Source organism: Muribaculum sp., assembly GCF_029051885.1.
Lineage (GTDB): Bacteria > Bacteroidota > Bacteroidia > Bacteroidales > Muribaculaceae > Muribaculum.
The window spans coordinates 1-17,157 of the sequence record NZ_JAIDKI010000192.1; the positions used below are offsets into that span (position 1 = coordinate 1).

General features: G+C 54.2%; 10 protein-coding genes and 1 tRNA gene. 8 read left to right on the forward strand and 3 right to left on the reverse strand.

The features are described from left to right. The first annotated feature begins 421 nt into the window (after positions 1–421). Together K2I50_RS08085 and rlmN are read left to right on the forward strand one after the other, a co-directional pair. On the forward strand, positions 422–2,599 hold the full coding sequence (locus tag K2I50_RS08085; RefSeq protein ID WP_301025828.1) for a cation:proton antiporter: 2,178 nt from the start codon (positions 422–424) through the stop codon (positions 2,597–2,599). Between the two features lie 364 nt (positions 2,600–2,963). Continuing rightward, positions 2,964–4,016 (forward strand): dual-specificity RNA methyltransferase RlmN, encoded by a 1,053-nt coding sequence (rlmN, locus tag K2I50_RS08090; protein ID WP_301025829.1) that lies wholly within the window; start codon positions 2,964–2,966, stop codon positions 4,014–4,016. Between the two features lie 24 nt (positions 4,017–4,040). Here rlmN and K2I50_RS08095 read toward each other — a convergent pair whose 3' ends face one another. Both K2I50_RS08095 and K2I50_RS08100 read right to left on the reverse strand, forming a co-directional pair. Then, a complete protein-coding gene (locus K2I50_RS08095) occupies positions 4,041–4,661 on the reverse strand; it encodes a hypothetical protein (RefSeq protein ID WP_301025830.1) in 621 nt (206 codons plus the stop codon). Between the two features lie 325 nt (positions 4,662–4,986). Continuing rightward, positions 4,987–7,365, reverse strand: a complete 2,379-nt coding sequence (locus K2I50_RS08100) for a TIM-barrel domain-containing protein (RefSeq protein WP_301025831.1) — start codon at positions 7,363–7,365, stop codon at positions 4,987–4,989. 278 nt (positions 7,366–7,643) lie between these two features. On the opposite strand from K2I50_RS08100, the gene K2I50_RS08105 reads away from it, so the two are divergent. From K2I50_RS08105 to K2I50_RS08130, 6 genes are all read left to right on the forward strand, one after another. Continuing rightward, positions 7,644–7,717 (forward strand) — tRNA-Asp (locus tag K2I50_RS08105). 175 nt (positions 7,718–7,892) lie between these two features. Next, positions 7,893–9,710 (forward strand): glycerophosphodiester phosphodiesterase family protein, encoded by a 1,818-nt coding sequence (locus tag K2I50_RS08110; RefSeq protein WP_301025832.1) that lies wholly within the window; start codon positions 7,893–7,895, stop codon positions 9,708–9,710. A gap of 243 nt (positions 9,711–9,953) precedes the next feature. Continuing rightward, positions 9,954–12,059 (forward strand): leucine-rich repeat domain-containing protein, encoded by a 2,106-nt coding sequence (locus tag K2I50_RS08115; RefSeq protein WP_301025833.1) that lies wholly within the window; start codon positions 9,954–9,956, stop codon positions 12,057–12,059. Between the two features lie 304 nt (positions 12,060–12,363). Further along, positions 12,364–13,686 carry a gliding motility-associated protein GldE gene (gene gldE / locus K2I50_RS08120; protein ID WP_301025837.1) on the forward strand — a complete coding sequence of 441 codons (1,323 nt, stop codon included), beginning with the start codon at positions 12,364–12,366 and terminating at the stop codon, positions 13,684–13,686. A gap of 6 nt (positions 13,687–13,692) precedes the next feature. Further along, entirely contained in the window at positions 13,693–14,301 is a 609-nt protein-coding gene (locus K2I50_RS08125) for a hypothetical protein (RefSeq protein WP_301025834.1), read from the forward strand. Continuing rightward, positions 14,298–14,924: a 4'-phosphopantetheinyl transferase family protein gene (locus K2I50_RS08130; RefSeq protein ID WP_301025835.1), complete on the forward strand. Its 627-nt coding sequence runs from the start codon at positions 14,298–14,300 to the stop codon at positions 14,922–14,924. The genes K2I50_RS08125 and K2I50_RS08130 overlap by 4 nt, the downstream gene beginning before the upstream one ends. Here K2I50_RS08130 and K2I50_RS08135 read toward each other — a convergent pair. Next, positions 14,917–17,052, reverse strand: coding sequence for a glycoside hydrolase family 3 C-terminal domain-containing protein (locus K2I50_RS08135; protein WP_301025836.1), 2,136 nt, complete (start codon positions 17,050–17,052; stop codon positions 14,917–14,919). The two genes, K2I50_RS08130 and K2I50_RS08135, sit on opposite strands and share 8 nt — an antisense overlap. Between the last annotated feature and the right edge of the window lie 105 nt (positions 17,053–17,157).

The following is a 17,157-nucleotide window of genomic DNA, read 5'->3' on the forward strand; positions in this document are numbered from 1 at the left end:
GGGGGCGTCCACAACGTTAGCCTATGGTAAGCGCCGCCATAGCGGTGCGCAACCATAGGTCTACGCAACCACCCCCGCATGCCTGGCGTAGCCCGGCGACTAAACACATACCCATGTCCCCCCGCTCCCTCATCCCGCCTACATTCACACACCGCCCACGCTCCCATCCACCAACTCCACAATACCAAACTAGCCAACCCCACCACATCCTCCACGCAATCCCGCCTACATTCCTAACCCACCCGGGCCACACCACCAACGCGGGCCATGGAAAAACTTTATCAGCCGCCACCTCGTTATTGCTTCTGAAGCACTCTCCCTTTTCCTCACTCCCACGCCGCATAATTCTCCGCTTTTTCTTAAATTTGCAGAAATAAGTAATAATACCCTACAGTTACTTACCTTAAAAATCTTCACACATATGAGCAGGATCGCCGCCATAACCCCGCTTGTCACCGACCCGGTAATGATATTCTTCATCGTACTGGTAATCATCCTGCTTGCTCCGATACTGCTCAACCGCCTCAAGATACCCCACATCATAGGCATGATTGTGGCCGGAATCGTAATCGGCCCCTATGGCGTAGGGCTTCTGAGCCGCGACGCGAGCTTCGAGATATTCGGACAGGTAGGCATACTCTACCTGATGTTTCTCGCAGGCATCGAAATCGACATGTACCATCTGAAAAAAAACATGTCGAAAGGGCTCACGTTCGGCCTCTACACATTCTTCGTGCCGATGATACTCGGCACCCTCACCTCGGTATGGATGCTCGGCTACAGCTGGCTCACCTCGATACTCCTCGCCTCGATGTACGCCTCCCACACCCTCATCGCCTACCCAATCGTAAGCCGCCTCGGACTCAACAAATCGCCGGCCGTCATCATCACCATCGCCGGCACCATCGTCACTGTGCTCGGCGCGCTCATCGTGCTGGCCGCCATCGCCGGCATATGGGAGGACGGCTCGTTCAGCCCCCTGGGGCTACTGGCCCTGCTGGGACGCCTCGTCGTCTACTGCCTCGTGATTGTCTACCTCTTCCCGCGCCTCACACGCTGGTTCTTCAAGCGATACTCCGAGCCCGTCACACAGTTTATCTACGTGCTCGCCATGGTGTTTCTCGCCAGCTACTCGGCCAAGGCAATCGGCCTTGAAAGCGTGCTCGGAGCGTTCTATGCCGGACTCGTGCTCAACCGCTACATACCCAACATGTCGCCGCTGATGAACCGCATCGAGTTTGTCGGCAACGCCATCTTCATACCCTACTTCCTCATCGGCGTAGGCATGCTCATCAACGTCAATGTAGTCGTATCCTCCTGGCAGACACTCTACGTGGCCGCAGTAATGTCGGTAATCGCCACGATATGCAAATGGCTCGCCGCATGGTTCACCCAGCTCACCTACCGCATGTCGCGCATCGACCGCAGCATGATATTCGGCCTCAGCAACGCCCAGGCCGCCGCCACGCTCGCCGCAGTGATGATAGGCTACCGGATGGGGATATTCAACGAGGATGTGCTCAACGGCACCATCGTGATGATACTCGTCACATGCACCATATCATCCATCATAACCGAACGCGCAGCCACACGCATGCGCCTGGAGATGCTCAGCGACGACGCCTCAGCCAACGAAAGCATGCGCGGCCGACCGTCCAACATGCTCATATCGGTGAGCAATCCCGTCACCGCCTCGTCGCTCGTCGACTTCGCCGTGCTGATGTACAACAACTCGCGCGACTCACGCCTCTACGCCCTCAATATAATCACCGACGACACCCCCGGCCACCGAGCCATCGGGCGCACCTGTCTCGAGCAGGCTCAGCAGGCTGCCGCGGCAATGGACCTCCACATCGACCCTATCGAACGATTTGACCTCAACGTCACCGCCGGACTCGTCAACACCATCAAGGAGCGCGACATATCCGAGGTGATTATCGGTATGCACCGCAAGGCCACGGTAGTCGACTCATTCTTCGGCTCAAAGATTGAGCAGCTGATAAAGTCGACCAACAAGATGGTGCTCATCACCCGCTGCTTCATCCCCGTCAACGCCGTGACGCGCATCGTAGTAGTAGTGCCGCCCAAAGCCGAATTCGAGACCGGATTCGCCCAATGGGTCAACTCGCTCGGACGCCTCACCCGCCAGATAGGATGCCGCATAATATTCTGCTGCAACACCGACACTAGGCGCTGCGTGAGCGGAGTCCTCATCCGCGACCGGTTTGAGATACGCTCCGAATACCGCGACGTCGAGGACTGGGACGACTTCGTGCTGCTCGCCAACCATATCCTCGACGACGACCTCTTCGTCATCATCAACGCCCGGCGCTCATCCGTGTCGTTCAGCTCATCTATGGACGAGCTGCCAATGTTCCTGCAAAAATACTTCGCGCGCAACAACCTCGTAGTCATATACCCCGAGCAGTTTGGAGCATCCGAGAGCGCCAACGTGCCATCGGCCATCGACCCGCTGTCGTCCGACTTCATGGCCACACCATCATCGCTGTGGGTGCGCATAGCCTCATTCTACCGACGCCTTATCATACTCCGCAAACGGTTCACCCACCGCAAGCGCATCAGGAAAATCGACCTCTAATCACTGATTTTAACAGACACTCGACACCGATACATCTACAGCAACGGCATTACCCAACAATTCATTAAATATAGTTAAAAATCCATAAAATGGGGGGGGGTATTTTTAACCCTTCCATTTTTTATATATCTTTATCGCACAAATAGAAATCAAACCACAATCTAATTCTTATAGTTTGACAACATAACACATCAAAAATTAATCTTATTTGTTACGGAAGGCACACAATGTTGTTGAACCCTGGCGCTACATTCCACCGCTTTGCGGCTGTAGCGCTTTTTTATTTATGCCCACCCATATATTAGTTAAAAACAACCACCGAAACACACTCTCCATATCGCGCGGATATGCTAAATTTGCACCCATGGAAGCAACCACTACGACAAATACTCCCCTCATCCCCCTGGTCGGGATGACACTCCCGCAACTGCGCGCCGTAGCCGCCGAGTGCGGCATGCCACCCTTTGCCGCCGGACAGATGGCAAAATGGCTCTACGAAAAGAGGGCCTCATCAATCGACGAAATGACCAACCTCTCCAAGGCTGCACGCGCCACACTCGCCCAACGCTACACCGTAGGGCGCACCGCCCCTAAAGCCGAGGCAAGAAGCGTCGACGGCACCGTCAAATATCTGTTTGAAGGCGTGGGCGGACGCGACATCGAGGCCGTCTACATACCCGACCGCGACCGGGCCACACTGTGTGTCAGCTCCCAGGCAGGATGCCGCATGGGATGCCGCTTCTGCATGACAGGCCGTCAGGGCTTCCACGGCAACCTCACCGCCGGACAGATTATCAACCAGGTGCTGTCGATACCCGAGTCGGCCAACCTCACCAACATCGTATTCATGGGCATGGGCGAGCCTATGGACAACCTCGACCCCGTGCTTGGAGCCATCGACATACTCACCTCCTCCTGGGGACTCGCATGGAGCCCCAAACGAATCACCGTAAGCTCCATAGGAAAAATCGACACCCTGCGCACACTGCTCGACACCACCAAGGTACATATCGCCATAAGCGTCCACTCGCCCTTCGCCGAAGAGCGCGCGTCGCTTATGCCTGTCGAAAAAGCCTATCCGCTGAAAGATGTCCTCCAGCTGCTGCGCGGATACGATTTCGCCCACCAGAGGCGCCTGTCAGTAGAGTATATAATGTGGGGAGGACTCAACGATAACATGCGCCACGCACAGGCACTGGCACGTCTGCTGCGCGGACTCGATGTCAGGGTCAACCTTATCCGCTTCCATGCCATACCCGACAGCGATCTGTGCACATCGCCATCCGACACAATGGTGGCATTCCGCGACCGCCTCAACGAACTCGGCATAACGGCCACAATCCGCACATCGCGCGGCGAGGATATCGCCGCAGCATGCGGAATGCTTGCCGGAAAGGCGCGCGAGCCACGCCCGTAAGGCATCCGGATGTTACTATACCTGCTACTTCGCAGTCGCCTTCACAAAGTAGATTTCGGCCTCAGGCGAGTGGATTTCAAAGCTCATCTTGCTCCCCGTCTTGTCGACATCCACATCATCGATTACCGTGAAGCGCGAAAAATCGGTATATGCGGCATGGGTAAGTTCGCGCTCACATGCAGCCGCAGTCACAGCAGCCAATGAATCGGGCATTACGGCAGGTGCATTTCCAATCCAGCGCACGCCCTCACGGTCAACAGCCACCTTAAGAGTCGACATGTCGAGATTCACGAGCAAATCGTCGTCATCGTCGATATCATAAGTCCATACACCCCTTACCGAAGCTGTGGCCGGTATACTCAGCTCATAATGCGCACCCGACGAAGCCGAATCGCCGGGCAGGCTCTTCACAACATCAAGTTTGCCGGAAATCTCCACCGGACCGCCTGTCTTGTGCTGGTTAAGGGCGAAATCTACCGAAACAACCGAGGTGGCCCTGACCACATCGGGCATCTTGACCGACATATCGACAGGAGAAATCCCACTCCACGCACCCACAAAACGGGCTTCATCGGAGCACGATACCATAAACAGGGCCGCGCCGGAAACAAGCGCGCCCGCCAATATTGATTTTATCTTCGACATAATAATTCTGATATATAAGTAACTGTTCTAAATATTTTATATTGATTCTGATATCACAACACATACCGGGGCATACTGTTCACAACCATCCAATACGTAAAAAAGCAATGAGCGACTTCACAGTCGCTCATTGTTTAATAATAAACCAATCATTATCACATTTCTTGCAATGGAAAAAGTAATTTTGCTATGTACTACTAAAACGCGCCCGGCATAATAAAGTTCAGCGCATTCCTGATTTTCCTTGCATATTTTTTGTCGCAATCACACATTACGCTGATTGCCAGCGATATAATTGTTGGTATTTTTTTGAAAAAATTTCATTCTACCGCAGGAGCGTAATGTCGGCTGCCACCGGACTGTCGCCGCGCAGGCTCATACCAAACGTCGCATACCCCTCGGCCGATTTACCTACCGCACACTTCTTGCCGCCGACCACGACCGAAGAGACATCCCCGGCCTTTATACCCGGAAGCACGAATGTAAGCTCGCGCACATCGGGCATACCCTCATAATATCCCCTCTGCACAGCCTCGATTGCGATATGGCGCCCGTCGGCACGGCCAATGAAGTCAATCAGGGCGTAGGCCCCGCTCCTCAGCGACTCCGACGACTTGCGGTCATCGTCGTACATCGTATAACGGCTCTCACCATCGCCACGCGGATAATACAGCACCGTATAGCGCGACGCATCGTAGTCGCCTACATTCTCCATCGGATACATGGCCTGCGGTATAAACGCCCCTGAGCGCACGAACAGCGGTATCTCGTCGAGAGGAGCGTTAACCACACGCACCGACGGCCCGGCTACAGGCGCATCATCCGGATGATTATAGTCGACCCACACACCTGCGGGAAACACCACCCGGCGACTTACGGCTCCCTGCTCCGTGACAGGCGCCACCATCACCTCAGAGCCCCACATATACTGGTCGGAGACACTGTCGGGAGCCGATGACGAGTCGACGAAGTTGAGAGGCCGCACAAGCGGATAGCCACGCGACGCATTCTCATACGCCAGAGTATAGTTGTAGGGGAGCCATCTGTAGCGCTCACGCACGAGGTCAAGGATTATATCCCTCTGGTCAGGATAATTGTATGGCTCGGGCATCTTCTGCGCGTGTGTGCGCAATATCGGAGAGAACGTGCCGAGCTGCAGCCATCTCACATACAGCTCCGGATCGGTCACCCGTGTGGTATCGACAATGGCAAATCCGCCTACATCGTGCGACATATACCCCAGTCCGCTAAGCCCCGAATTGAGCATTATGCGCACCTGCGGCTCCAGGCCGCCCCACGTGCGCGCCACGTCGGTACTCCACGGAAACACACTGTAGCGCTGCAATCCGGCTGTGCCACCGCGCATCATTGTCATAAGCCTGCGTCCGGGATACTCATCGCGATACATATCATATATGATTCTGCTCCATTCGTTTCCATACACATTATGGTATTGGCGTGCGGTCATCCCGTTGGCGTGGACGATGGTCTCGGGGTGCACCTCAGGCTCGCCGAGATCCCCCCACCAGCCGCCTACACCCTCCTCGGTAAGCGCCCGGTAGCGCTCGCGGAGCCAACGGCGCGTAGCGGGGTTTGCTACATCCAGCATACCCGCATCGCCTACCCATGTCGTCACGTCGTGGATATTGCCATCCTTGTCGCGGGTCAGCATCCCGCCTTCGGCAAGCATATTGTAATTGTCGATTGCACCTTTCTTGTTGATATAAGGCTCCGATATAAGCACTGTATTCACTCCGCGCGCCTTCAGCCCGGCAAGCATACCGCGATGGTCGGGCCAGCTGACAGTGTCCCAGGCGAGCCTGCCCATGTCGGTCTCCTTTCCAAACCAGTAGAGATCAAGCACCACACCGTCGACAGGAAATCCCTCTCGCTTCAGCGTATCGATTACTCCGATGGTCTCCTGCTGCGACTTGTAGCCATATTTCGAAGTGATATACCCGAGCGCCCAGAACGGCGGCAGGTCCTGACGACCGGTCAGACGGGTATACTCCTCCGTCACCCCGGCCACCGTGCCACCACCGTATATAAAATAATATGATACGGGGCTCTCCTGCTCCGAAGTATAGACAATCGTATCCGACATCTCCATTGTGGCCGGAGCGTAATCGTCAAACAGCACACCGTAGCCCTCGGTGCTGACAAACATCGGCACGGTTATATTCATCTGGCTCAGGCGCGGGTCGTGCCCCTCGTAGCCGTAATTCTGCCTGTTGTACATCACCAGTGTATCTCCGTTCAGCTTAAGGCTGTGGCCACGCTCTCCGGCGCCATAGAATGTGCCTTCACCCTGGGGCATGAGGCAAAGGCTTACACTTTGGCCATCATTGCTCCTCACGCCGCTGTCGTAAAGCAGCCGCCTTGAATCCGGCGTAGCCGCGACGTCAAAAGCCACGGCACCGCTCTTAAGGTCTATCGTAGCCGAGAGGCCCGATGTCGTCCGTATTACGGCATTGTCGCCGCTACGCTCGACAGCGCCGTCGAAAGGCGCCACACCAAGCTGCCCCGCCTGACTGCGGGAAGGCGATTGGCCGGCACCAAAATTTTCCACTCGTATTATATCGGGGCTGTAAGCCCTCACTACTATAGTACGGCCATCGGGCAGTACTGCGGATACAGTGCCGAATTCCACATCAGGAGTCACGGCTACAGCCGAAGTGTATCCAAAAAAAATTACGGATACCAAATAAAAAAATCTGACGATTCTTCTCATAGACAAAAAAAGTTGACAAACTATCTTGATTTTTTCTCATAGGCACGCGTGCCTTGTTTTTACGACGCAAATATAAGACTTTTAGGCGAATAAGTGCCATTTCGGGCATTTGTAAAAGTGTTAACAAAAGTCAAAAACACATTTTTCTGCAATTTTTCTTCAAAAAGATTTGGCAAATCAAAAAAAGCGTCTTAACTTTGCAACGCAAAACGGCAGAGGCCGCTAAGCTAAAAACAAAAAAAATACTTCTTGGTGCGTTAGTTCAGTAGGTTAGAATACATGCCTGTCACGCATGGGGTCACGGGTTCGAGTCCCGTACGCACCGCTGAGGAGAGAGGAGAACTCTTTGCAATTCAGTCCTTCGGGATTGATTACAAAGAGTTCTTTTTTTGTTTACGTCCCTATCCTATCATTGATTTTTTTCGTCTATACCCTACCGCCCATTGGCGAAAACAGCCACATCGGTTGTATTACCGGAAAAGCGGATAACACCATCAGTCATGAAATCAATCATTACATCATTCGTGCTCTGCATCCTGTCTATAGGCAGCCATGCTGCCGACAGAGTAGACAGCCTGATACACCGACTCCACTCTCCGGCCGACGGCAGCGTAATGGTAGCCGCCCACCGTGGCGACTGGAGATATGCTCCTGAAAATTCCATCGCCGCAATCGAGCATTGCATAGAAGCCGGAGCCGACATTGTAGAACTCGACCTGCGCATGACTAAAGACAGTGTGCTTATCGTGATGCATGACGCCACACTCGACCGTACCACCACCGGCAAAGGATACGTGGCCGACTGGACAGCCGACTCCATACGCCTACTACACCTCAAAAACGGATGCGGCATTAAGACCATCCACAAAGTGCCCACCCTCGAAGAAGCCATGATTGCCGCCAAGGGGAAGATTCTCGTCAATCTCGACAAGGCCGATACATATTTCAACCTGGTGCTTCCCATACTGCGCAATACCGGCACAGCACGCCAGGTGATAATGAAAAGCGGACGTCCCGCCCACGAAATACTGTCGGACTTCGGAGAAGGCTATAAAGAGGTAATCTATATGCCAAAGATAAACTTTGAGAAACCCGACGCAATGCAATCACTCGACGAAGCCATCGAAGTGCTCGGCGCCCCGGCACATGAACTCAAATACGCCACCTCTGCCACACTCCCCAAAGCCATGGAAGGCACAAAGAGACTCGCCGGAAAGAGCCGCATATGGTACAATACTCTATGGGACACCCAATGCGGAGGCCACGATGACGAAGCCGCCTTGAAAGACTGCAACGCAGCCTACGGATTTCTCATCGACTCCCTGAAAGCTGACATAATACAGACCGACCGCCTACAACTGCTGCTCGACTATCTTAAGAAACGCAAACTCAACGCCATGCCGACCGACACAATACCCGCTGCCTCCGCCTCATCTCCAATGCCCGACGGGCAGAGCGAATGGACCGCACCGACCGTTGCCCCCCAAGGAGTCACCATCGCCGAAAGCTACCTCAAAGGGAAGAAAAGTCCAGAGACCAACGAGGACGGAATAGTAGTAACACCCGGCTACATAGCCATAATAGACGGAGCCACCTCCAAAAGCGACTTCAGCCTCAATGGCCGGAAATCAGGACGCCTGGCCATGGAAATCGTCAGTGAAGCCATAGCCACACTCCCCGCAGAGGCCACAATGCCTGAAGCGATGGAGCATATCACATCGGCAATCTCCGGATTCTACCGCACCAACGGCCTTGAGCGGGAAATCGAAGCCTCTCCCAACAAAAGATTTGTCGCCAATGGCGTCATTTACAGCATAGTCCGAAGGGAAATCTGGCAGATAGGCGACTGCCGGCTAAGATACGCCGACATATATTCACGCAACGAAAAAGAGATAGACCGGATAATGGCGCAGGCTCGCGCCGCCATGAACGAGGCCGCACTTGCCTCCGGGATGACCCGCGACCAACTCATGCAGTCCGACCCCGGACGCGCGTTCATCAAGCCATTCCTTGAAAGGCAGGCGCTATTACAGAACAACAACTTCGCGCAGTTGCGATACTCATTTCCCGTATTCGACGGCACCACGATAGACCCCGCCGGGGTAAAGGTATTCACAGTACCTGCCGGCACTGAAGTCATACTCGCCTCCGACGGATACCCCGAGGTGCTCCCGACACTCACACAGAGCGAGTCGCACCTGCGGAGCCTGCTCGAAGCCGACCCGATGTGCATGTACGAAAATCTTTCGACCAAAGGGATAAGCCCCGGCAACCTATCCTTCGACGACCGCGCCTACATACGGTTTACCCACCACTGACATTCTCTCAGCTTACAATCCAACTGCTACAGGATATCCATACATTCCGCCCAATAATTCAGACAAATCGGAGAATCATCCATAAGAAACGGCATAGCACCACAAGCATACATCCCGATTATGAGCCATCATCATATCAATCTGTAATGTTAAAATTTATTCACATTTATTGTGATTTAAAAATAAAATAAATACTTTTGTGCGCTTGTTACAGCACAATATTCACATTTTTTATTTAACCTTATGAAAAGATTCTACTCATTATCGCTTGCTGCACTATGTACAGTATGCTCGATGGCAGCTCCTCAGACAGTGACAACACTTCCCCTGCCCCAGCGTCATCACGAACTTAAATCGAACAAAATAGAGTATACCGAAAGCGTGCGCAAAGTGTCGCGTGCAGCCGACGACGCATCTACAACCGCTCCCGAGTCAATCGTTGGCATGCGTTTCGTAACTACCTACAATGATACGGAAGATAATTACAACGGTTTCTTTACCGTTTCCGAAGGTACCGACGGAGGCATCGTACTCAACGACTTCGCAGAAGGCTATTCTGTCAACGCCACATATGACGCCTCAACCGGAAAAATTTCCATCCCCACAGGTGTAGTGATAGGCACACACTCCACATATGGCGACATCACCCTATATGCACTCACCCCCGACGCCTCCCAGTATTCATCACAGGACATCACCGGCACTGTATCGGGCGACAAAGTCACATTTGACAACGGTGTTTATGGCAAAGTCGACGCCGGAGGTTTAGTTATCATGAGCAAAATAGAGGCAACCAAAGCAAACGCCAATATCACATATTCCCTTTCAACCAGCGACGGAGGGTCTGCCACCTTCGAAAATCCGCTCCTGATTTCCAAACCTACAGAAACATCTCTGAAAATAGTAGGCCTTAGCGGAATCCTCTATGGAGCATATTATGAAGTGCCCGTATCGCTCAACTCAGCTGCCAACAGCGCAACTATCACAGCAGGCACTACTGTCGACTGTTATTATTACTACAATAGAGTCTACTCACTCTACGGAAAAAATCCTGTAGGAATGGCCGACGACCTCACAATGTCGGTAGTCACTTCCGAGACAACCTCGCTGCTCAAGGCCGACGATCTGCTTTACTGCTATGTCAACGGCATGAACCTGTCGGGATATGCTTTCTCCGACATCAAGATTGACGTTGACTTCAACGTATTCACAGGTGAAGCCACCGGCGAAGGCGATGACAACCAGGAGACCGACACCCCGAGCATCAGCGGCATCAACTACCTGCTTGACCGCGAAAACAACACAGCTACCGTCACCGGATGTATCGCTACCGTAACCACTCTCGACATCCCCGCTTCAATCACCGTAGGCGACAAGAATTATGCAGTGACCTCCGTGGCAGAGAAAGCCTTCATAAACAATAAGGTGGTGACATCAATCTCTATCCCCTCATCAATCACCACAATCGGAACCGACGCATTCCGCAACATGAGCGGCATCAAGACTGTGTATATCGCCGACCTGGCTGCATGGTGTGCCGTAGAGCTCGCCAACGGCAATGCCAACCCCATCTACAACGCATTCCCGACATCGACCTCGAAATGGGGTAAAGTATACTTCAACGGCAAGGAGACCACAACTCTCGAAATACCCGAAGGTGTCACTACAATCGGCCGCTCATTCTATGGATTCAAGGGCCTTACTTCTGCCACCCTCCCCTCGTCACTTTTAGAAATTGGCGACCAGGCATTCTCCAACTGCACCAACCTCACCGAAATTGAGATTCCCGCCAATGTATCTAAGATGGGCTCTTCGTTCTTCGGATGCTCCGGCCTGACCAAAGTGACTCTGAAAGGCGGCGTTGCCAACTTCAGAAGCAGCACTTTCTACGGCTGCAAGGCCCTTGAGTCAATCAATCTTCCCGAAGGCGTTGAGACTATCGGCATGATGGTATTCTCCGGATGCTCGGCCCTCAAGTCGGTAAGCCTCCCCTCTACATTGACCGAAATCGGCATGATGGCATTTGACTCTTGCAACGGCTTGACCGAAATCCGCTCGACAGCTACCGTTCCCCCGACAGCAGCATCGATGGCATTTGACGGCGTACCCACCGATATCCCCGTCTACGTGCCCGCCAACAGCATCAACGATTACAAGGCTGCATCTGAATGGAAAGAATTCACCAACTACCAGCCTGTCGGCAACACAAGCGGCATCGAATCAATTGAAGCCGCCGACAACACCGAGGCCGTATACTACAACCTCAACGGCGTGCGTGTCGACAACCCCACCTCAGGCCTCTACATCAAGCGCCAGGGCAACACCGCCGTAAAGGTACTCGTGAAGTAATCCATCGATACCGAACATAACCGATAAGACAGGTATCCCCACGATACCCGTCCATACCACCTGACCCCTGCCTCGGAACAGACCCTGAGGCAGGGGTATTTTTTCATGGGGAACCGATTGCTGCAAAGGAGATAAAAAGAAGAGTGAGGATTGGGTGGAATGCAAAAGTTTAATTAACTTTGTGCCTCACATCCGGGCCGGCGTCCACGCCGGGAGCCAAAGCCTGCGATATATGTCTAACTAACACCCCACCGTCTTGGATATCGATCCGTTACCGGTGGCCTCGCCCCTCACAGGGCTTATAATGGCCGCCCAGCTTATCACAGTAAACACCCCGACAGCAGGAAGCATAATAGCGCTGGTATGCGCCGCAATAGCCCTGCTCATATCCGGTTTTGTATCAGGAAGTGAAATCGCCTACTTCTCGCTGACTCCATCGCAACGCGAGGAACTTGACGAATCGCCTAAAGGCGCCACCATCGAAGGCTTCCTGCAACAGCCGCAGAGGTTGCTCGCCACAATACTCATAGCCAACAATCTGGTAAATGTAACCATCGTAATTCTCTGCAATTTCGCATTCAGCCAGATTTTCTACTTCGAGAGCGGTTTGCTCGACTTCATATTCCAGTCGGTCATACTTACATTCCTCATCCTCCTGTTCGGCGAGATTCTGCCGAAACTTTATGCCAACACCTACACCGTAGGATGGGCCAAAATGGCATCGGGAGGTATCGGAACCGCCATAAGGATATTCTTCCCCATATCGTCAATGCTGGTGAAAAGCGGCTCGATAGTCAACCGTGTCATTACAAAAAAAGTCGACGACATATCGGTCGACGACCTGTCGCAGGCGCTCGAGATAACCGAAGTAAAAGGCGCCGACGAAAAGGAGATGCTCGAGGGTATACTCGAGTTTGGCGACACCACAGCCTCGCAGATTATGACTCCGCGTGTCGACATGACCACAATCGACTATGGATTCTCGTTCAGCCAAGTGATGGATGTGGTGCTGCAAAGCGGATTCTCGCGCCTGCCGGTAGTGGAGGATACCGACGACAATATCCGCGGTGTGCTCTACAGTCGCGACCTGCTCCCCTATATCGGAAAGGACACACCCGACGATTTCCAGTGGCAGAAACTTATCCGCGAGACATATTTCGTGCCGGAATCGCGCATGATCGACGACCTCCTCGAGGACTTCCGACGACGCCGCATACACATGGCCATCGTTATCGACGAATACGGAGGCACACAGGGCCTGGTGACACTGGAAGATGTGCTTGAAGAGATTGTAGGCGACATCAACGACGAATACGACGAGGATGAGACCACCTACAAGCGCTTGCCCGACGACACATACATATTCGAGGGCAAGACTCTGCTTACCGACTTCTTCCGCGTGACAGACCTCAACGAGGAGGACTATGAGGAAGTGACCGAGGACTGCGACACCCTGGCCGGAATGCTGCTCGCCATAAAGGGCGACTTTCCGCGTCAGAAAGAGTCGATAGTATACCGCCGCTGCCGCTTCCTTGTCATCTCAATCGAACGCCACCGCATATCGTCGGTGCGCGTGAAGGTAATGCCGCAGGAAAATCCCGACCAGACCACACCCGCCTCACTGTAAGCCACAATGATTAAGCGTTTTTTAATCATGCTGCCCACATTTGCCGTGGCTGCATTGTTCATACTGCTTACCGGCGATTGCACCGGTCGTACCGACAACTCGACAGCCGTGCCGCGCCGCACTGCGTATCCGCGCATCGAGCTTTACGACTCCGTATACCGTCAGGCGTCGCCCACTCTGCCCGTGAAACTCATGGTCAACGACTCCACTATAGTCGACATTGCCTTACATGGCGATGCCGCTACCTGGATTGACGTGCGCTATCCTCGCTACGGCGCCACCCTTCGCCTTACTCTGAGCCGGCTTAGCGGCGACTCTCTGCTCACGGCCATCGCCAACCGCAGGGAGCGCATGGCCCTCAATGCCGGAGGACTGCGCAGCACTGTGACAGAACTTACCGCTCCGCATGGGCTTTCATCGGAAATCGTGGCCACTCCCGGGGCTATGGTCACTCCGCTCCAGATAATCGCTACCGACAGCGCCTCACTGCTCATCTCAGGAGCACTCGAAATGCCACCCGCACTCCCCGACAACGACCCGGAATACTATATGCCAATAATAGACGGCGTGGAGCGCGACCTCATCCATATGGCAAAGAATCTGACAGCCGGATGACCACGCCAAGCGACATAGAGCTAATCTACGCCGGCGCGGACATTACCGTATGGCACACGGCCATCGCCGACACTTCCGACAGGGCCAACCGACGCGACGCCGAGCATACAGCCGTGGCCTCGCTTGTAGCCGCAGCATTCGGCCCACAGTCCCGGTTGCTGCACAAGCAGTCGGGGGCACCATACATACTTACCGGCAACAATGGCGAAATACTGCATAGCGTGTCGATATCCCACTGCCGCGACACGGCCATGCTTGCCGTAGCGCCTGAGGGCACGGCAATTGGAATAGATTGCGAGCATTTCCGCAAAGCCCTCCGCAATGTGGCCTCCAGAGTGCTATCGGCAGACGAACTGCCGGGATGGACCGCCACCGACGAGCTCCTACTGCGCGCCTGGACTATCAAAGAGGCCGTATACAAAGCAGCAGGCAAGCCCGGCCTCCCATTGGCCGACGGAATCATATTGCCCGAAGCGGAGATTGTAATCAACGGCACTCAGAGCGTAGTTGCGTCGACAGCCGACGGTAGCCGGTTTCGCCTGATTTTCCTTCCGGGCACCGATCCGGCCACAACCATCGCTGTGGCCCGAACCGATAGCCCCGCAAAAGAAAATACTATTTGATTTTTACAGTAGTCGATTTGAGGTCGGCGCTTGACGAACCGGCCATCAGCAAGTAGGAGCCGGGGACTACTCGCATCGAACGGGAATCCTCATCCCAGCCCGTGAAACTTTCGCGCGGCATGTCGATGACTATGCGCTTCTTCTCTCCGGGGAGCAGACTTACACGGTGGAAAGCGCGGAGCGACTTCTGCGGTCCGGCGATATCGTCGATGCGCTTAATGTATATCTGCACCACCTCATCGCCGGCACGATTGCCCGTATTGGCAACCTCGACAGCGACTTTACCATCCTTGTAGGAGGGCTTACCTATGGTAAATGTAGTGTAGCTGAGGCCATGCCCGAATGGATAGAGCGCGTCGCCCTGGAAGTATCGATAGGTACGCCCGCGCATATTGTAGTCCTCAAAATCGGGCAGGTCGGCATCCGAACGGTAGAAGGTGACAGGGAGCTTGCCCGAGGGATTCACCTCGCCGAATATGATTTCGGCCACAGCCTCGCCGCCAAGTTCACCGCCATACCATCCCTGGATGATGGCGTCGCATATCTCGCTCTCCGGAGCAAGCGCCACCGCCGAACCGGAATTATTTACCATCACCACCTTCTTGCCCATATCGTGAAGACGGCGTATCAACCGACGCTGCACATCGGGCAGTTCGATAGTCTGACGGTCGCCACGATAGAAGCCGGGGAGGTCGACAGGCATCTCTTCACCCTCAAGAGCGGGCGTTATACCTCCGCTGAATATCACCACGTCGGCAGCCATCACACGCTCCATTTCGATATCGCCCGACGTTCCTTCGAGAGGCTTCACGTAATCGACTCCACGTGCGTAATAGAAATCAGCTCCAAGACGGTTGGCAAGCGCCTCCGACAGGGTCACCGTATGTACCGGAAATCCGTTGTAGTTGCCCCACATGGCCACGGAGTCGGCGGCCGAAGGTCCGATAAGCGCGATTTTAGTCCCTTTGGCCAACGGAAGTATACCATTGTTCTGAAGCAGCACAGTGCCTTTGCGTGCGGCTTCAAGAGCGAGCATTCTGTGGGGGAACGACGCCACGACAGTAGGAGGAATTGAGGTCCAGGGCACAATTGAATCGGGATCGAAATCGCCAAGTTCCATACGCCCGATAAGCAGACGACGCAGGCTGCGGTCGACATCGGCCTCCGACAGATCGCCACGCTCAACGGCAGCCGGGATGTGACGGTACTCCACTCCACACTCCAGGTCGGTACCCGTAATTACGGCATCGGCGGCGGCAGCCTGTGGGTCGGCGCTCGTACCGTGCTTGCCCGGGAGAAAGTCGCTGATGGCACCGCAGTCGCTTACCACGAGCCAACGGTAGCCCCACTCCTCGCGCAGTATATGCCTGATTAGTTCATTACTGCCACAGCACGGACGGTCGTTATAGCGCTGGTAGGCACACATCACCTCGCGCACATCGGCCTCCTGCACAAGTTCGCGGAAAGCCGGCAGATATGTCTCCCGGAGATCACGCTCGCTGATATTGTTGACGTTGAATGTATGGCGGTTCCATTCAGGCCCGCTGTGTACGGCGAAATGTTTCGCACAGGCATATGCCTTGCGGTATCGGGTCGAGTCGGGCCCCTGAAGTCCCTTCACGACAGCGACTCCCATACGACCTGTCAGATATGGGTCCTCGCCATATGTCTCCTGCCCGCGTCCCCAGCGAGGATCGCGGAAAATGTTGATATTCGGAGTCCAGAACGACAGACAGCGGTTGTTGTCGAGTGTGCCGGAACGCTTGGCAACCATATTCTTGGCGCGCCCCTCATCGCTGACGGCGGTAAAAATACGCTCCACAAGGGCATCGTCGAATGTAGAAGCCATCTGCATGGTTATGGGAAAGACGGTGGCGGTGCCATTGCGGCCCACCCCGTGGAGAGCCTCGCTCCACCAGTGCCATTCGGGAATACCGAGCCTGGGAATCGCCGGCGACGAGTCTCTCATCAACGACGCTTTCTCCTCAAGAGTAAGGCGCGAGAGCAGGTCGTCGGCACGTTCTTCAAACGAAAGTGAAGGATTCTGATAAGGCATCAAAGGCGCATCCTGCGCCGACAGCAGGAGCGCGGCTCCGGCCATCCACATTGTAATAATCGTTCGTTTCATGTATGCAATATTTGCTTTAAGTAACTGTTCTAAGAGCTTGTTTAATAATAAATGTTACCGTCAGGGCGGTCAATCGTCGAGCAGATTTTCGCTTGTGATGAGGGA